At 38.1% G+C, this 18,111-nt stretch carries 21 protein-coding genes; 11 read left to right on the plus strand and 10 right to left on the minus strand.

The window, feature by feature from the left end:
- Positions 1-6 precede the first annotated feature (6 nt).
- From efp to EJ994_RS05055, 5 genes are all read right to left on the minus strand, one after another.
- Positions 7-573 carry an elongation factor P gene (gene efp, locus EJ994_RS05035; RefSeq protein WP_126591498.1) on the minus strand — a complete coding sequence of 189 codons (567 nt, stop codon included), beginning with the start codon at positions 571-573 and terminating at the stop codon, positions 7-9.
- Positions 574-635: 62 nt separating this feature from the next.
- Positions 636-1,421 (minus strand): acyl-ACP--UDP-N-acetylglucosamine O-acyltransferase, encoded by a 786-nt coding sequence (gene lpxA / locus EJ994_RS05040; RefSeq protein WP_099572259.1) that lies wholly within the window; start codon positions 1,419-1,421, stop codon positions 636-638.
- Positions 1,422-1,423: 2 nt separating this feature from the next.
- Positions 1,424-2,833: a bifunctional UDP-3-O-[3-hydroxymyristoyl] N-acetylglucosamine deacetylase/3-hydroxyacyl-ACP dehydratase gene (locus tag EJ994_RS05045; protein ID WP_099572260.1), complete on the minus strand. Its 1,410-nt coding sequence runs from the start codon at positions 2,831-2,833 to the stop codon at positions 1,424-1,426.
- Positions 2,834-2,842: 9 nt separating this feature from the next.
- On the minus strand, positions 2,843-3,853 hold the full coding sequence (gene lpxD, locus EJ994_RS05050; RefSeq protein ID WP_126591499.1) for a UDP-3-O-(3-hydroxymyristoyl)glucosamine N-acyltransferase: 1,011 nt from the start codon (positions 3,851-3,853) through the stop codon (positions 2,843-2,845).
- 66 nt (positions 3,854-3,919) lie between these two features.
- Positions 3,920-5,149 carry an HD domain-containing protein gene (locus EJ994_RS05055; RefSeq protein ID WP_126591500.1) on the minus strand — a complete coding sequence of 410 codons (1,230 nt, stop codon included), beginning with the start codon at positions 5,147-5,149 and terminating at the stop codon, positions 3,920-3,922.
- A gap of 34 nt (positions 5,150-5,183) precedes the next feature.
- Here EJ994_RS05055 and EJ994_RS05060 point away from each other — a divergent pair, with 34 nt between their 5' ends.
- The 6 genes from EJ994_RS05060 (at position 5,184) to EJ994_RS05080 (ending at position 10,017) form a co-directional block, all read left to right on the plus strand.
- Positions 5,184-6,728, plus strand: a complete 1,545-nt coding sequence (locus tag EJ994_RS05060) for a PglZ domain-containing protein (RefSeq protein WP_126591501.1) — start codon at positions 5,184-5,186, stop codon at positions 6,726-6,728.
- Between the two features lie 7 nt (positions 6,729-6,735).
- Positions 6,736-7,146, plus strand: coding sequence for a tRNA (adenosine(37)-N6)-threonylcarbamoyltransferase complex ATPase subunit type 1 TsaE (gene tsaE / locus EJ994_RS05065; protein ID WP_126591502.1), 411 nt, complete (start codon positions 6,736-6,738; stop codon positions 7,144-7,146).
- Between the two features lie 220 nt (positions 7,147-7,366).
- Positions 7,367-7,495, plus strand: a complete 129-nt coding sequence (locus tag EJ994_RS17705) for a hypothetical protein (RefSeq protein WP_257212822.1) — start codon at positions 7,367-7,369, stop codon at positions 7,493-7,495.
- A 101-nt stretch (positions 7,496-7,596) separates the two neighbouring features.
- A complete protein-coding gene (locus EJ994_RS05070) occupies positions 7,597-8,256 on the plus strand; it encodes a hypothetical protein (protein ID WP_126591503.1) in 660 nt (219 codons plus the stop codon).
- A 99-nt stretch (positions 8,257-8,355) separates the two neighbouring features.
- Entirely contained in the window at positions 8,356-9,555 is a 1,200-nt protein-coding gene (locus EJ994_RS05075) for an alanine dehydrogenase (protein WP_126591504.1), read from the plus strand.
- Positions 9,556-9,627: 72 nt separating this feature from the next.
- Positions 9,628-10,017, plus strand: coding sequence for a DUF4258 domain-containing protein (locus tag EJ994_RS05080; protein WP_126591505.1), 390 nt, complete (start codon positions 9,628-9,630; stop codon positions 10,015-10,017).
- A gap of 2 nt (positions 10,018-10,019) precedes the next feature.
- Here the strand turns inward: EJ994_RS05080 and EJ994_RS05085 are convergent, their stop codons facing one another.
- Positions 10,020-11,186 (minus strand): proline dehydrogenase family protein, encoded by a 1,167-nt coding sequence (locus EJ994_RS05085; protein ID WP_126591506.1) that lies wholly within the window; start codon positions 11,184-11,186, stop codon positions 10,020-10,022.
- Between the two features lie 116 nt (positions 11,187-11,302).
- On the opposite strand from EJ994_RS05085, the gene aroB reads away from it, so the two are divergent.
- Together aroB and EJ994_RS05095 are read left to right on the plus strand one after the other, a co-directional pair.
- On the plus strand, positions 11,303-12,364 hold the full coding sequence (gene aroB / locus EJ994_RS05090; protein WP_126591507.1) for a 3-dehydroquinate synthase: 1,062 nt from the start codon (positions 11,303-11,305) through the stop codon (positions 12,362-12,364).
- 106 nt (positions 12,365-12,470) lie between these two features.
- Positions 12,471-12,806 (plus strand): hypothetical protein, encoded by a 336-nt coding sequence (locus tag EJ994_RS05095; protein WP_206507175.1) that lies wholly within the window; start codon positions 12,471-12,473, stop codon positions 12,804-12,806.
- Here EJ994_RS05095 and EJ994_RS05100 read toward each other — a convergent pair whose 3' ends face one another.
- The 3 genes from EJ994_RS05100 to EJ994_RS05110 all read right to left on the minus strand — a co-directional run bounded on the left by EJ994_RS05100 (position 12,807) and on the right by EJ994_RS05110 (position 15,093).
- The gene (locus EJ994_RS05100) at positions 12,807-13,322 is read right to left on the minus strand and encodes a DinB family protein (RefSeq protein WP_126591508.1); all 516 of its coding nucleotides are present in this window, start codon (positions 13,320-13,322) and stop codon (positions 12,807-12,809) included.
- Between the two features lie 71 nt (positions 13,323-13,393).
- The gene (locus tag EJ994_RS05105) at positions 13,394-13,873 is read right to left on the minus strand and encodes an Lrp/AsnC family transcriptional regulator (RefSeq protein ID WP_027066901.1); all 480 of its coding nucleotides are present in this window, start codon (positions 13,871-13,873) and stop codon (positions 13,394-13,396) included.
- A gap of 110 nt (positions 13,874-13,983) precedes the next feature.
- Positions 13,984-15,093, minus strand: coding sequence for a M14 metallopeptidase family protein (locus EJ994_RS05110; protein WP_126591509.1), 1,110 nt, complete (start codon positions 15,091-15,093; stop codon positions 13,984-13,986).
- Positions 15,094-15,337: 244 nt separating this feature from the next.
- Here EJ994_RS05110 and EJ994_RS05115 point away from each other — a divergent pair, with 244 nt between their 5' ends.
- From EJ994_RS05115 to EJ994_RS05125, 3 genes are all read left to right on the plus strand, one after another.
- Positions 15,338-15,703: a helix-turn-helix transcriptional regulator gene (locus EJ994_RS05115; protein ID WP_126591510.1), complete on the plus strand. Its 366-nt coding sequence runs from the start codon at positions 15,338-15,340 to the stop codon at positions 15,701-15,703.
- A 70-nt stretch (positions 15,704-15,773) separates the two neighbouring features.
- Entirely contained in the window at positions 15,774-16,151 is a 378-nt protein-coding gene (locus EJ994_RS05120) for a hypothetical protein (RefSeq protein WP_126591511.1), read from the plus strand.
- Between the two features lie 2 nt (positions 16,152-16,153).
- Positions 16,154-16,948 carry a TerC family protein gene (locus EJ994_RS05125; protein WP_126591512.1) on the plus strand — a complete coding sequence of 265 codons (795 nt, stop codon included), beginning with the start codon at positions 16,154-16,156 and terminating at the stop codon, positions 16,946-16,948.
- A 178-nt stretch (positions 16,949-17,126) separates the two neighbouring features.
- Here the strand turns inward: EJ994_RS05125 and EJ994_RS05130 are convergent, their stop codons facing one another.
- Positions 17,127-18,083, minus strand: coding sequence for a sterol desaturase family protein (locus tag EJ994_RS05130; protein WP_126591513.1), 957 nt, complete (start codon positions 18,081-18,083; stop codon positions 17,127-17,129).
- Positions 18,084-18,111 lie beyond the last annotated feature (28 nt).

The raw sequence follows: 18,111 nt of genomic DNA on the forward strand, positions 1-18,111 counted from the left end.
TACAATTTATTCTTTTACACGTTCCATATAGGAGCCGTTAGACGTATCGATTTTAACCTTATCGCCTTCGTTTATGAACAAAGGAACATTAACCTCTGCTCCCGTTTCCACTTTCGCAGGTTTAGTTGCATTGGTTGCCGTGTTTCCTTTTACACCTGGCTCCGTATACGTTACTTCTAACACCACACTTGCCGGCATATCAACGGATAACGGCATGCTATCCTCCGTATTGAACATAATTTTCACTACCTCTCCTTCTTTTAATAGCCCCGGAGCGTCCAAACTACTTTCTTGTAATGTAATTTGATTGTAGTCGTCCGTATTCATAAAATGATACGTTTCCCCTTCGGCATACAGAAACTGATAGGAACGCGTTTCTACACGAACATCCTCAATTTTATGTCCGGCAGAAAAGGTGTTATCCAAGACTTTACCCGAAGAGACACTCTTTAATTTAGTTCTAACAAAAGCGGGTCCTTTCCCCGGTTTTACGTGCAGGAACTCGATGATTTTATAAATATCATTATTATACCTAATGCAAAGTCCTTTTCTAATATCTGATGTTGATGCCATTCTAGTTTATCTTGATTATGTTGAAAGCGGCCAACAGGCCACGCTTTGTTCTTTGATTTTTTTTAGTTGTTGCTGAAATATCCTTTCATAATTCCACGTTGGGAATCCCTAATGAACTGGAGAATTTCGTCGCGCTCCGGGGTTGCTTCCATTTCCGCCTCTATAATCTGCACCGCTTGTGTGTTATTATAATGTTTTTGATATAAGATTCTGTAAATGTTTTGAACCTCCCTTATTTTTTCTGAAACGAATCCACGTCTACGTAAGCCAACGGAATTAATCCCTACGTAGGACAAGGGTTCCCTTGCCGCCTTTACGTACGGTGGAACATCTTTTCGTACCAAAGAACCTCCGGTAACGAATGCATGTTGACCGATAGATACAAATTGGTGTACTGCTACCAGTCCGGCCAATATTACATTATCCCCAATAGTTACATGCCCCGCTAAGGTAGAATTATTTGAGAAGATACAATTATCCCCTACCAAACAGTCATGCGCCACATGGCAATAGGCCATAATTAAGCAGTTCTTCCCTATGACGGTCTTCATTCTATCGGAAGTACCTTTATGTATCGTAGCACATTCCCTAATGGTAGTTCCGTTTCCAATAACCACCGTAGTTTCTTCCCCATCATATTTTAAATCCTGAGGAGGGGCAGAAATAACCGCACCGGGAAAAATATTACAGTTCTTTCCGATACGGGCACCTTCCATGATGGTAACATTAGAACCTATCCAAGTCCCATCCCCGATAGTTACATTATTATGTATAGTCGTAAATGGTTCTATAACCACATTTTTTGCAATTTTTGCGCCCGGATGGACATAAGCAAGAGGTTGATTCATAATTAGGCTTCTTGTTTGGTTTTAACTATTTGCGCCATCAATTCGGCTTCAGAAACCAATTTATCATTAGCATATGCATAGGCCTGCATATGGCAAATACCCCTACGAATCGGCGAAATCAAGGTACATTTAAATATTAGGGTATCACCAGGTAGTACCTGTCTCTTGAATTTAACGTTATCCATCTTCATAAAGAACGTCAGGTAATTTTCTGGGTCGGGCACTGTACTTAAAACTAAAATTCCACCTGTTTGCGCCATTGCTTCCACTTGTAAAACACCTGGCATTACCGGAGCACCTGGAAAATGACCTACGAAGAACGGTTCGTTCATCGTCACGTTTTTTACACCTACAACATGGGAGTCAGATAATTCCAATATTTTGTCCACTAACAAAAATGGTGGTCTATGCGGCAACATATTCATAATCTGCGTAACGTCCATCAAAGGCGTTTGGTGCAGATCGTACTTGGGTACATTGTTTCTCTTTTCTAATTTGATGATGCTAGAAAGTTTTTTTGCGAACTGGGTATTCACGTAGTGCCCGGGCTTATTCGCAATAACCTTTCCTTGAATCCTAGTACCGGTTAGGGCCAAATCCCCAATGACATCTAACAACTTATGTCTGGCAGCTTCATTGGGTTGGTGTAAAGTTAAATTGTCCAAAATGCCATTGGGCTTCACGGAAAGCTTTTTCTTATTGAAGGCTTTCTCCAGTTTTTTCATCGTGGCATCGGAAATTTCCTTGTCCACATAGACAATAGCATTATTTAAATCACCGCCTTTAATGAGTCCGTTTTCCAATAACATTTCTAACTCGTGCAGGAAACTAAAAGTTCGTGCATCAGCAATTTCAGCCTTGAAATCGGATATATGCTCTAGTGTGGCGTTTTGGGTGCCCAGTACTTTGGTTCCAAAGTCCACCATTGTGGTAACTTGGTACTCGTCCGAAGGAATCACGGTAATCTCACTACCCGTAGCTTCGTCCTTATAAGTGATGACATCCTTCACTACGTATACCTCACGTAAGGCCTCTTGTTCAACAATACCAGCGCTTTCTAAGGCTTCTACAAAAAATTTAGAAGAACCGTCCATAATCGGAGGTTCCGGCGCATCTATTTCTATGAGTACGTTATCAATCTCAAGCCCTACCAAAGCGGCCAGCACATGTTCCGAAGTCTGTATCTTAACACCTCGTTTTTCCAGATTTGTGCCACGCTGTGTGTTGATGACGTAGTTGGCATCGGCTTCTATAATAGGTTCTCCTTCAACATCTACTCTTTTAAAGGCGTAGCCATGGTTCTCCGCAGCGGGAAGAAACTTTATGGTCACATTTTCACCCGTATGTAAGCCAACACCGGTGAGGGATACCTCTTTGGCAATTGTTCTTTGTTTGTCATTGGTTTTTTCCATCGTCAATACTTATTTTTCCAAGTCGTCGATTCTACTTATTATTTTGGGTAAATTCTTAAAATGTACGTAGGACTTATTATAATCCCCGTAATTTAAGGCAGGTGAACCCTGCAATACCTCATTATCCTTTACATTTCTACCGATTCCCGACTGCGCTTGAATCTTTACCTTATCGCCAATTACGATATGCCCCACAATACCCACCTGACCGCCGATCATGCAATACTTTCCAATTTTTGTGGAACCTGCAATACCGGTCTGGGCAGCGATAACCGTATGTTCACCAATTTCTACATTATGCGCAATCTGGATTTGATTGTCAAGTTTAACCCCTTTCCTGAGAATGGTAGATCCCAGTGTGGCCCTATCAATTGTTGTACCTGCCCCCACATCTACATTATCCTCAAGGATTACGTTCCCGGTCTGGGGCACCTTCGTGAATTCTCCCTTTTCGTTCGGGGTAAAACCAAAACCATCTGCACCTAATATTACACCACTATGCACAACGCAGTTGTCACCAATACTAGTTTCAGAATATATTTTGGCTCCTGCAAAAACAGTCACATTATTGCCAATGCTTACGTTATCACCGATATATACGTTAGGATAAATCTTTACATTGTTACCTAGGCTAACATTGTTTCCAAGGTAGGAAAACGCACCTAAATAAAGACCCTCACCATAGGTTGCCGTATCCGATTTAAACACCGGCTCCTCAATACCTATTTTATTGTTCTTAACTTGATTGTAATACTCCAATAATTTAGAGAAAGCCTTGTAGGCATCTTCAACTTTTATGAGCGTGGTATCTAACTTTTGGTCCGGAACAAAATCCCTATTCACTATAGTGATAGATGCCCTTGTTTTGTAGATGAAAGAAGTGTATTTGGGGTTTGCCAAAAAGGTTAGCGAACCTTTTTCACCTTCCTCAATTTTTGCAAGCTTATGAACGGCTACTTCTGAATTTCCTTGTACTTCACCCTCTAAAATACCTGCAATTTGACCTGCTGTAAATACCATGAGCACAAAAGTAAGAAAAATAGTTAAACAAGATTCTAGTTCGGGGAAACCTAAAGACTATTTAAATTAGACCGTGTTTTTGGGATAACAGACATAATATTTAGTCACCGTTTTAGAGAGTGCGTTTAAGTTTAAATGATCGGATAACTCGGCAACATCTACAATCTTACCGTTCTTCTTTAGGATATTTATATTTTGCTCATCCCTATCATAGGCCTTGTTAGCTATGACTCCGTCAAAGACCAGATACGAGGTTTCTTCATCGGATAGTTTAAATCGTTCCTGTGTCTTCAGGAATTTGTCCTTTAATTTTTCTGGTTTATAGGGTTCGTTCTTTATTTTGATATGAAGTAGTTTTCTGTCTAAAATCATTTTACAAAGTTCGGACAGAATAAAGTCGTCCGCATATTGCCATAGCTTCATTGCACCGAACACATCTACATCGTCCAACCTAGAAAACAATCGCAGCGTGGCATCATCAAAATTTTTAATGTCTATTCTATGATTTAAAAAATAAAGTAATGCTTCACTAGCTACTAGGGACTGTTTCCTTTTTATAAGATATCGTGCCCTTTTTAAGATTCGTATTAAAAGCTGCTCCGCCACTACCCCGGTCTTGTGCAGGTACACCTGCCAATACATAAACCTTCTGGCCATAAGAAACTTCTCCACGGAGTATATTCCTTTTTCCTCGACCACCAAATTACCGTCTACCACGTTCAACATCGTAATTAAGCGCTCTGCATTGGTATTTCCTTCTGCAACACCGGTATAGAAACTGTCCCGTTTTAAATAATCCAGACGATCCATATCCAATTGACTGGATACAAGTTGATTTAAAAATTTTCTATCATGTTCTCCATTGAAAATGGCAATGGCAACCGTTAAACTTCCGTTAAACATTGTATTGAGTTCCTGCATAAAACGAAGGGAAATCGCTTCATGACTAATATTCTCTACAATACTATGCTCCATGGCATGTGAAAACGGACCGTGGCCTATATCATGTAAAAGAATAGCGCACAGAAGTCCTTGTTCCTCTTCTTCCGACAGTGCAACCCCTTTAAAACGAAGTACTTGTATGGACTTTTGCATAAGATGCATACACCCCAAAGCATGGTGGAATCTCGTATGATGCGCACCTGGATATACCAAATAGGAAAGGCCCATTTGAGAAATTCTTCGCAAACGCTGAAAATAGGGATGTGCTATAAGGTCGAATATGAGCGTACTGGGGATTCTAATAAATCCGTAAATTGGATCATTAAAAATTTTTAGTTTATTGGATTTTGACAAAATCTGTTTTATTTACAGCAAATATAGGAGTTAGATGAACAACATAATAATACTTTGGGTGGATGATGAGATAGATCTTCTAAAGCCTCACATCCTCTTTTTAGAAGGTAAAAACTATACCGTAATTACCTGCCAGAGTGGACAAGAGGCACTGGAAGAATTGGCAAGTACTAGCGTTGATATCGTTTTTTTAGACGAAAATATGCCGGGTATTTCCGGCTTAGAGACCCTAAACGAAATTAAGTTGATCAATGCTTCTTTGCCCGTGGTCATGATTACCAAGAGTGAGGAAGAGTTTATTATGGAAGAGGCCATAGGCTCCAAGATTGCGGATTACCTGATCAAGCCCGTTAACCCGAACCAAATTCTTTTATCGCTCAAAAAAAACCTGGACCATTCCCGTTTAATCTCCGAGAAAACGACAAGTAACTATCAGCAGGAATTTCGTAAGATTGCGATGGATCTGTCCATGGTAAATTCTTATGAAGAATGGATAGATCTGTACAAAAAACTAATTTATTGGGAATTACAACTTGAGGAAATCGAGGACAGTGGTATGTTCGAGATTCTAGAATCCCAAAAGATTGAAGCGAACAACCAGTTTTGCAAATTTGTTGATAAAAATTACGTGGATTGGTTTACAGATGCAGATGCTCCTGTAATGTCGCACACCCTGTTCAAAAACTGGATACTCCCCGAAGTAAAGGACGAGAAAACCCTCTTAGTGGTCGTTGATAATTTAAGGTATGATCAATGGTATGCCTTTGAAGATACGGTAGGGGCTTTTTATAAAAAGCAAAAGGAAGATTCTTATATGAGTATCTTACCAACGGCAACCCAATATGCTAGAAATGCCATATTCTCGGGACTTACCCCTTTGGATATGGAAAAGAAATATCCCAAATGGTGGAAGAACGATACAGACGAAGGCGGTAAGAACCTGTTCGAAGCTGAATTTTTAGGGGAGCAATTAAAGCGATTGGGGTTAAATATAAAGTGGGAATACCACAAAATTAGCAGTCTCAAACAAGGAAAAAATTTATCCCAGAATTTTAAATCACAGCAGGACAATGACTTAACGGTAATTGTCTACAACTTTGTAGACATGTTATCGCACGCAAAAACAGAAATGGAAGTCATAAAAGAACTGGCCTCCAATGACAAGGCGTACCGGTCTTTGACCCAAAGCTGGTTTAAAAATTCCCCGTTGCTTGAAATCATTCAGCAAGCACAGCGGATGGGATTAAAACTGATCATTACCACAGATCATGGAACTATAAATGTAAAATCTCCCTCAAAAGTAGTCGGTGACCGTGATACCAGCGCCAATTTAAGGTATAAAACGGGCAGAAGCCTAACCTATGACAAGAGTGATGTGTTGGAGGCAAGAGACCCCAAACATATTTACTTGCCTAGCATTAATATGAGCAGTTCCTTTATTTTTGCCAAAAATGACTTGTTCTTTGCATACCCGAACAATTACAACCATTATGTAAGCTATTATAGAAACACGTACCAGCATGGTGGTGTTTCTTTAGAAGAGATGATTATTCCGTTTGTGGTGTTGGAGCCTAAATAAGTTTGGTATGCAATTGAAATACGAGCAGAAAGATATTGCTAATATTGCTCAAAAAATCGTACAAGAGTCAAAGTCCAAAACCATAGCTTTTTACGGTCCCATGGGTGCTGGGAAGACCACATTAATCAAAGCCATTATAAAGGCATTGGGCAGTAGGGATGAAGTAAGTAGCCCAACCTTTGGATTGGTCAATGAGTATCATAGTAAAAATGGTCAGGTTTTGGCCTATCATTTTGATTTTTATCGTTTAGATGATGAAATGGAAGCTTTGGATATGGGTATTGAAGAATACATCTACAGCGATCAATGGATTTTTATAGAATGGCCCGAGAAAATACCCAGCCTTTTACCTGAAAACATTACAAAGCTAAAAATTGAAATACTTGATGCTACTACTCGAGAAATTTCATGGGACTGATTTTTTTCTTACAAAGAATTGAAAGAATAGTTACCGTAAGATCATCGTTCTTACATGCACTTTTATTGTATTTTTTCGATGAAAAGCCAAATAATCGATTAAATGTATCTTTTTTACGTTAAAAGGTGCAATTTTAACGTTTAACAACATTGTATTTGTCCTTTATTTCTTACGTTTGTACTAGAATCTATTGTACAACAAACAAAAACCCCTATTGAAAATGAAAAACAAAAGAACTTTTTTAGCTTCTATAGCTTTAGGTATATTTCTTTTAGCGACAGTTGCTCCTGTTATCACTATTGATCAAGATTTAAGTATTGATAAAAGAAAAATAAATAAAAAGATTTAATTTTTAACGTAACCAGATTTATTAGAGGGCAATGAAAATTGCCCTTTTTTTATACTAATTAATTATCTCAGTCGTTAGCCATTAGTAACCTATACTGATTCATGGAATCGATTGTTAAAAAAAAGCTTGTTAAAAAAAAGATTTTTATTGAATCCTTAGTGGTTCTTTGTATCGCTATTTCTCCTTTTTTATACAAATTATATGAATATCTTCCTGTCAACGCTGATGGGTCAGTTTCACTTTTATGGTTTGAGATTAGCAACAACGGATTTGAAGATGCTAGTTTTTATATTTGGTTTCTTACATCGAAAATTGTACCTCTATATCTCTTAGTAGTTTGGTTTTTAACATCAAGAGATTGGTGGTATCATATTATTATCATACCTATTGCTATGTATGCATTTCAATTATTCGAAGTGATTTTTGATTCGGACAACCACATTGATACCGAGAATATTTTTTGGTTACTCCCAATCTGTATGGTGGTCATTCCTTTAGTCTATTTCTTTAGACTAAAGCTCTATGACAAATATGTTCATGGAATTGATTTGGAAGCTATGGATGCTGAGCTTCAAGAATTAAAAGAGAAACCCGAATTAAAAAATTCATCAGTAGAAAAACCGGAATCAAAGGCTTCGGAGGAATTACTAAACGAATCTATAGCGGAGGAAATCGATAGAAAACTATCTACTACCAATATTGAAAATGCCTTGAAACAGTTACAGCATCGTTTACAAAACTGGTTACATTTGAAATTTTAGACACAATTCATTTCGGCACTACTTCATCAAATTTATATTTCCTAAAAATTGTACATTTGAGCGTAAGACCTTACATTGGAGCTTGTTCAATATTATCCTATGAATCAACCAACTTCTCCCTTTAGCAAACAACAATTACTACCACAAGAAGAAACCTTAGAGGTTTTAAAGCAAAAAGGAGAACTATTCATAGGATTACCCAAAGAAAATCAATATCAAGAAAAACGTATTTGCCTTACTCCGGATGCAGTGAACGCCATTACCGCTAACGGGCATCGTGTACTTATAGAATCCGGTGCGGGTAAGGGTGCTAATTTTTCGGACGTAGACTATACCAATGCTGGAGGTGAAATTACCAAAGACACTAAAAAGGTTTTTTCATGTCCCTTACTGTTAAAGGTGGAGCCTCCTACCCTGGCGGAAATAGAAATCATTAATCCGCAGACCACAATCATTTCTGCGCTACAGATAAAAACCCAGGATAAGACCTATTTTGAAGAGCTTGCCAGAAAACGGATTACGGCCATAGCTTTTGAATATATTCGTGATGATGACGGTAAATATCCTGCCGTGCGTTCCCTAAGTGAAATAGCAGGTATTTCCTCCGTGCTTATTGCAGCAGAACTTATGGCCGCAAGTAACAAAGGAAACGGACTTATGTTCGGTAACATTAGCGGTGTACCACCAGTGGAAGTAGTCATCATTGGTGCGGGAACCGTTGGGGAATTTGCAGCACGTTCTGCAATTGGTCTTGGAGCGAATATCAAAATATTCGATAATTCCATAACCAAACTCCGAAATATACAGACCAACCTAAAACAAACGGTCTATACGAGCACTATACAGCCTAAAAACTTATTAAAAGCCTTAAAACGATGCGATGTAGCAATCGGTGCCACTAGAGGAAAAGGGAGGTCACCGGTTATTGTTAACAATACCATGGTCGAACATATGAAAAAAGGTGCCGTCATCATTGATGTTAGTATCGATACCGGTGGTTGCTTTGAAACTAGTGAGGTAACGGACCATAACAAACCAACAATAGAAAAATACGGTGTTGTACATTACGGCGTACCCAACATTCCGGCGCGCTACCCCAAGACCGCATCGGTTTCCATTAGCAACATTTTCACTCCCTACCTACTTAAAATAGGCGAAGACGGCGGATTGGAAAATTCCCTGCGTTTTGACAAAGGGCTACGAAACGGATTGTATATGTACCATGGAATTTTGACCAATAAATCTGTCGGAGAGTGGTTTGACCTGCAGTACAGTGATATTAATTTCCTTATTTTTTAGAATTACCTTATACTTTCTTTTCTCCTCCTTCTGAAAGCCATAATTTTGCAAGGCTAACTTTCATTTTACAACATGGCATTCATTAAACGTTTAGGATTTTACTTATTTGGAATGTCCATAGGACTCGTATTCTTAGCCATGTTCTTTAAAAAGAAATCAGCCGAAACAGGCGTTTATTTCTGTTACCTTCCAAATTGTAGAACATTAAAGGATATCAGGTCCAAACCATTCTACTACTCCGATGAGGTGCAGACAATGCTTGCAAATAAGCGTATAGACACCTTGGCTATACGATATATCCTTACAGAGGGAGATGTAGATTTTGGTAGTAGTGATACAAAATCCGCCAACTGTAAGACCTATATCGTAGAGGGTTCATACGCCAAGAAAGAATTGACTTTACAAGTGAAAAATTGCAAGGATAAAGCCACTATCGAGTCCATTAAACCCACTATGCAGTAAGGCTATATCTTTCTTCTTTTACGCTCCTTTTTTAATAAGGACAACTCTCTTGTGGTCTGCCCTGCAACAGAAGTGTTCTCTTCCGCTCTTCGTATTAAATAGGGCATCACATCACGTACAGGACCAAAAGGCAAATATTTAGCGACGTTATAACCATTGGCGGCCAGATTAAACGAAATATGATCGCTCATACCATATAATTGCCCAAACCAAACACCGTTGTTGTTCTTCGCTATTCCGTTTTTATCCATAAGTTCAATAAGCTTGTAACAACTTTCTTCATTATGGGTGCCCGAGAAAATGGAAATGATATCTAAATTTTCAATAATATAGGCTACGGTCTCATCAAAATTAATATCCGTTGCCAATTTAGATTCGCATATAGGCGTAGGGTATCCTTTTTCTTTCGCTCTTTCGTTCTCCTTTTCCATATAGGCGCCCCGAACCACTTTGACCCCTATCTTAAATCCTTTTTCCTGTGCTCTTTTCTGAAGTTCTTTTAGATAGGGCAGTCTATCCCATCGGTACATCTGTAATGTATTGAAAACTACAGCTTTTTCTTTGTTGTACTTCTGCATCATTTCTTCTACCAAATCGTCCGCCGCATCCTGCATCCAACTCTCTTCACCGTCTATCAATAATGCTACATCAAGGTCATATGCCTTCTTGCACACCTGATCAAATCTTTTGACCACACGTTGCCATTCCGCCTTCTCGGTATCGGACAATTCTTTTTGCTCACTAATCTTTTGATATAGCGCAAACCTCCCGAACCCCGTAGGCTTAAAAACGGCAAAGGGGATTGCTTCCTTTTCTTTGACAAAATCCAGAATCTTTAAAATAATTCGGGTAGCATTGTCAAACGGGTCTTCTTCCTCCTTACCCTCAACCGAATAATCGAGTACCGAGCATACTTTTTTCTCCCACATTCTATCGACCACGGGCAAGCAATCTTCCTCATTGATACCCCCGCAAAAATGGTCAAAAACAGTAGCACGAATGAGTCCTTCTACAGGGAGTTTGGCCCTTATGGCAAAATTTGTCATCAATGTGCCCATCTTCACCAATGGTTCATTGGCAATCATTTTAAAAAGGAAATAGGCCCGTTCAAGTTCAGAATCGGTTTTTAACGAAAATGCTGTTGCGGTATTCTCAAAAATTGGGTTCATATCCATTAAAATCTTAAGCCAATAAAGATAATCACAGATTTTATATTCTATTGATTAAAAATAACCTTTATTTTGTTCCTTCATATCGTTTACCAGTACTAACAACAATACATTTTATGCACTCTATAGTATCAGATTCTTATGCGGTTCATTTTAACGAAAATGCGTACCAAGCATTAAATGGACATCTTGAAGAAATGGCGTATTCCATCATCTTTCTTCTTGTGGATGAAAACACGCATGAGTTATGCTATCCCAATTTCATGTCTCGCATCCAAGGCGACTATCATTTTGAAATTATTGAAATAGAATCCGGCGAAATCAATAAGAACATAGAAACCTGTGTAGGGGTTTGGGAAGCACTTTCTGAATTAGGGGCCGACCGTAAAAGTATAGTCATTAACCTTGGTGGCGGGGTATTGACCGATTTAGGAGGCTTTGTTGCATCGACCTTTAAAAGAGGTATCCATTTTATAAATGTACCTACTACCTTGTTGTCCATGGTAGACGCCTCTGTTGGCGGCAAAACAGGTGTAGATTTGGGTACACTTAAAAATCAAGTAGGGGTGATTAATCAGCCTGAAATGGTCCTTGTTATCACAGATTTTTTGGACACCTTGGAAGTGCGGCAAATGAAAAGTGGTTTTTCCGAAATGCTGAAGCACGGACTTATTCAAGACAACATGTACTGGGACAAATTAAGAGGGATTTCCGAGTTGGAGGAAATGAAGAACCATATTTATCCTTCGGTAGTTATCAAAAATAATATAGTCCTTCAAGATCCTACTGAACAGCACATTCGTAAAGTTTTGAATTATGGGCATACCTTGGGGCATGCTATAGAATCCTATTTTTTAGAGAACAAAGAGAAAAAGAGTCTACTGCATGGCGAGGCCATTGCTATTGGGATGATTTTGGAAGCCTACCTGTCCAATCGCTTGACAGGCTTACAGACTTCTGAATTGGAAGAAATTAAGACCACGTTCTTAAAAACATTTGCAAAAGTGTCTATTTCGAACGAGGATATCGATGCGATATTGGAGCTAATGAAATACGATAAGAAAAATTCTCATGGTAAGATCAATTTCGTGTTATTGAAAGGAATAGGAGAAGCGGTAATAGACGTACAAATTCCTACAGAATTATTTAAAGATGCATTCGCATACTACATGGAATAAAACGTTCATATACTAAAATAAGGATTTCACAACTCTTTAGAATATGCCATGGATAAAACAACTAGCTTAGGTAAAGGAATTATAAACCAATACAACCATTCTAGTTATGACCAGACGTTTAATAGATTACAAGAAACTTGACCATCAGTTAGCAACATTGCTGTTAGACACCTACCCTCACGGTTATGGTGACGAAGATATTATTGCATTTAGAAATGGCAGTGGAGATATTGTCGAGGCCGTAGAGCTAAGAACATCAGACACCCTTTACTTGGTTAAAATAAGTCAGAGCCTTTCTAACTTTATCGCCAATTTCGAAGAAAATATAGAGAAAGAGCTGCAGTCAAATACTCCAGCGGATGCCATGGTATCAGAGCAAATTACTCCAGAAATGGAAATGGGCTTCACGACGGAGGAAGAGGAATTCAACGATTCGGAATAATTACAAATATCTTTCCGTTATAATATTGGCATGATGTTTTTGGTGTCCGCTAATAACAAAACCTAATGCCGCAACACTCCATGGCATATTACTAGCGGTTCCTACTCGCTTCAGTTTTTTATTACTCATTTGCTCAAAAAGTGTAATCGTAGCGTTCCTTACGGTCAAATATTCCTTATGGATATCTTCTTTACTTCTTTTTTCGCTTTCACTTTCCAACACATATCCATCCTGTTCAAAGCCAGGTAACGCAGTCATATCGTTCCTAGAGAAACGAAATGCCCTATATTGAAATATCCTTTCCGTATCTATTAGATGTAGTAAAACTTCTGCAATAGTCCATTTTCCAGTAGCATAACGATGCTGCAATTTTTCCTCGGGGAGTTCGCTTAAAAAATTCGTAAACCAATCCCTGCCCTTTAAAAGTGCCTCATTAAGGTCAACATCACCCAGCGTATTGAGATAAGTTGCATAGAAATGATTGAACTCTTCGGCACCTAATTCTGATTTTTTCATTTGAAACTTGATAATAAAAAAGCCCAATTATCATAAATAATCGAGCTTTTTAAATATTCTATTCTTTCAATTTACAATTCATTGAATATTGTGTGCATCAATCGTTTTTTATCGTTGAAGCTTTCTTCCAAGGAAATCATTGTTTCCGTTCTGCTGATACCGTCAATATCATCAATCTTAAAAATGATATTTTTAGCATGTGTGGTATCTTTAGCTCTTATTTTGCAAAAAATGTTGAATTTACCTGTGGTTATGTGTGCAATGGTAACGTTGGGGATTTGATTTAAACGTTCCAAAACAAATTTGGTTTGATGCGTTTTCTCCAAAAATATACCTACATAGGCTATAAATGCATAACCTAGCTTTACATAGTCCAACGTAAGGGAAGAACCTTTAATAATACCGGCCTCTTCCATCTTTTTTACACGAACATGCACCGTACCTGCTGATATTAATAGTTTTTTAGCGATATCCGTAAAAGGAGTTCTCGTATTATCAATTAACATATCTAATATCTGGTGATCTATCTCATCCAATTTAACCTTACCCATAATTCATTATTTTGAGGCAAAAATAGAGAATCATAAAATTAAATTCAACGAATTCACAGTTTATTTAACAAAAGCGTAAAGTAAAGTATAGAAAATTAAAATTCAACCCTTCATTTTATCAATCGAAGTATGCCATTATCCGCCAACCATTGTAAATCTTCCGTCATGTTACAATCTTTGGTTATGTGCCCAAACCGCACATCTTTCGAGTCTTCTGCTGTCATGAGCTTAGGTTCAAACGAGATATTACCGTTTTCTAGAACCTCTTTATACAATACATATCTAGTGTTGGTCTTGGAAGGCGTACCTTCTAGAATACCTGCATTTTTAATGAGAATATCACAATAGAACTTATTATTATCAGGGATTTTGCTGTAATCTGCTATAGTATATGAGTTGAACGTATCCTCGGCAATGGCATGCACTGCGGTAAGTAGGGCTAAAAAGATAAACTTCCTGGTCTCTTCTCGCTTATAATCATTGTAAAAATGCCCGGCCTCAAAAAGCACAGTAGGTGTATTGGACATCTGAAAAGCATCTCCAACACAATTAGGGTTGAATCCGTCATCATACCTGCCCACTTGACCTGGTATAAGCTTTTGTAGGGTTTTATTCATCGCAGCTATAAGAAGCATACTAATTTCTCTTGAGCTCGAAATATTGCGACCCACATCAAAAGCAGGGGCTAAAAAGGAAACGGTAGCCGGTAATTTGGTATCCCCAACATTAAAGATTGTACGTTGATCGTGCAGATTAAAACAATAATGAGGTGCAAATTGCTCATACTCCTTTCGCAGGAGTTGACTTTCTGGTTGTGATAATTCTTGTGCATCCCTGTTTAGGTCCACCCCATTGGCATTAACCCGCGTATAGGCTTTAGCCCCGTCCGGATTTAATATGGGTATCATTTTAAAAGTACATTCTTCCAAAAGTCTAGATGCTCCATCTATTTGAAGCTGAATACAATTCAAAAAGTCCAGAACAGCTTTTGTGGTCGTTGATTCGTTCCCATGCATCTGTGACCACATTAAAATACGTTTTGGTCCCGTACCAAAAGTGATACTTTGAATAGTTTTCTTTTGAACTGACAAACCGATGTCCTGTATCTTGAAATAGGCCGGTAGCCCGTTTAAGAATTCTTGAATATGCTCGTTTGTTATATACCGACCGGTAATTGTGGTTACCTTAACTTTGGAGTATTCCTTATCTGATAGTATCATGTTTCTTATGAAAGTGTAAAAGTACAACGGAAGAAATTTACAATTGTAAACACCCTGTAAGGATTGTTGCTAGAATTGTTTACAGAATATCCGCTAATCAATATGATGTAAATCAATTAATTGAAAATCAATATTTTAAAATACTTCACATAAAGTTATAATATTAATTATAATTTAGATTTATAAAATACTTAGTATTCCTGAATGGTAGTTGTAACTACAATTATTTATTTTTGTAAACGAAATGGAAATAAAAGAGATTGTACATAGGATAGAGAATGTCATGGCGCACTATGATTTATCCCCAGCAACGTTTGCGGATACGATTGGCGTACAACGATCTAGTATTTCGCATTTATTGAAAGGTCGTAATAAGCCTAGTTTAGACTTTGTACTAAAGGTCAAGACCGCCTTCCCCGATATCAATATCAACTGGCTGATATTTGGTCAGGGTAATCTTGTGGATGACGAGCATCAGGAAAAGGAAAAAACAATGAGATTATCCTCCCCTACAAAAAGATTGGATGCAGTAGCTTCAGACGAGAAAAAGATTGATTATATTGTCATTTTTTATACTGACGGCACTTTTAAGTCGCACAAGGAAGTCTAAGCCAGTACCGGAATAGAATAATTTCGCTCAAAAAAAATGTGGCAATTCTTTATTTTGTTAATTTGCAGCCATGATAAAAAAAGTATTTTTTATAGGTATCATCGCATGCTCCATAGCATCTTGCTATCAACCAAAGCGTGATTGCAGTACTTACAGAACCGGCACTTTTACGTTTAACTACCAAATTGGTGATAGCCTAAAAACAGGTAAGTTTGTTAGAGGTGAAAAATACAGTGTAGACTATTTCGATAATAAAATCGATAGCGCTACCATCAGATGGTTCAACGATTGCGAATTTGTTCTACAGGACCTGGAAAGCAAAGTAGGCATCCAATACAAAATCATAACTACCACCGATAGTTCTTATACCTTTGAGTACAAAAATGCGGTAAAAGACCCTAATAAAAAACTTATAGTAAAAACTGGCACAGCTTATAAAACCAACTAATCATGCTTGAAATTTTCACTAGCCCGGATGCGTGGATCGCATTATTGACATTGACCTTTCTTGAAATTGTTCTTGGTATAGATAATATAATCTTCATTTCCATTGCGGCGGGAAAACTAGAAGAAAGTCAACGTAAAAAAGCCACCAACATAGGTCTTGTGCTCGCCATGGTGATGCGTATTGTGTTATTATTCGGAATTTCGATGCTCACTGCTATGAAAAAACCGTTCTGGGTCATTGATGGAGATTGGATTACCGGTGGCATCAGTGGACAGTCCGTCATATTGTTTGCCGGTGGTCTGTTCTTATTGTACAAAAGCACAAAGGAAATCCATGAAAAAGTAGAAGACCGGGGTCATGACGAGAGAGAAGTGACCAATGCCAGAGGCAATACCCTAACAAAAGCTATTATACAAATCACCGTAATTAATATCGTATTCTCTTTCGATTCTATTTTGACCGCCATTGGAATGACTAACGGTATATCACCAAACCCAAATGACGCCCTAATTCTAATGATAATAGCCGTAGTGATCTCCGTTGTCATTATGATGCTCTTCGCTAATCCCGTTGGTGATTTCGTGAACAGACATCCCTCAGTTCAGATTTTAGGACTATCCTTCTTAATATTGATTGGGTTTATGCTCATCGCAGAGGCTGCACATTTAAGTCACCTGATTGTTTTTGGAAACGAAGTGGGTGTCATCCCAAAAGGATACCTTTATTTTGCAATAGCCTTCTCCTTAATGGTTGAATTCTTTGATTTACGGACGAAGAAAAACAAGAAGAACTCTTAGGCTCTATCTTGAAAATAATCTAAGACATCAGGACTTTCAATTAAAATAACTCACTAGTTATTGAAAGAGACTACATCAAAGTAATGAGTCGCGAACGTGGCTTATAATTCCGTCTATCTTACCGATTAGGATAATTAAAAGACAATATCTATTGGGTTCCGGAAGTAAGAACCTGTTTTTAATTGGGTCTACTAAACGCCATTTCAGGATTCTCTGCTTTTTGCTTATTGAATAGTCGTTGCTGTTGTTTTACGGTCATGGTACTACCGTCATGGCTCCAACCTGGAGGGCCAAAAATATACATCAATTTGTGGGAAAGCTTATCTACCTTTTTTACATCTGCCCAAATATCCTTGAATTCGTGTGTTAGAATTACCAAGGGATTATAGGATTGAGGAGCATGGATAACACCAAACTTTACATCTACGTCATCATCCAATTCTTTCCAAGTACCAAATATCTTATCGAAGATATTGAGGAATCCACCATGATTTTTGTCAAGATATTCTACGTTTTGAGAATGATGCACTTGATGCATGGTATGTGTATTGAAAATTTTCTCCACCCAGCCCATTTTAGGAACGTATTTAGAATGTAACTGAAACTGCCAAAAAGACTCTATCGCCAGGGCAAATATAACTACCTCTACAGGGAAACCGACAGCAGGCATCCACATGTAAAAGAATGGCTTATATAGTAAAGTAAACCAGCCATTTCGTATGGCGGTACCTAAATTAAAATGATCAGAAGAATGGTGCACAATGTGCGCCGCCCACAGCACACGGATTTCATGGTTGGCCCTATGGAACCAATAATAGGTAAAGTCATCGGCCAGCTGACACAATACAAAAACGTACCATGCGTAACCAAAAGACTCATAACCCATGATATTGGTGCGAACACCATCTACTAAAGGATTAAATAATTCATACGTAAAATTGAAAACAACGATAAGTACCGTAAGCTTAATCAACGGACCTAAGATAGCAGAACCAATGCCCATTGCACCGCTGGCCATAAGATCTTTCCAAACATAGAGATCTTCATCGCCATGAGTATGACTATAGGTTAATTCTAATAAAATAAGGGCTATAAAACAGGGTACTCCGTAAATGAGGGGGTTTGTTAAATCCATTCTCTATTTCAATTTTTTGCTAAATATA

The organism is Maribacter sp. MJ134 (assembly GCF_003970695.1).
Classification (GTDB): domain Bacteria; phylum Bacteroidota; class Bacteroidia; order Flavobacteriales; family Flavobacteriaceae; genus Maribacter.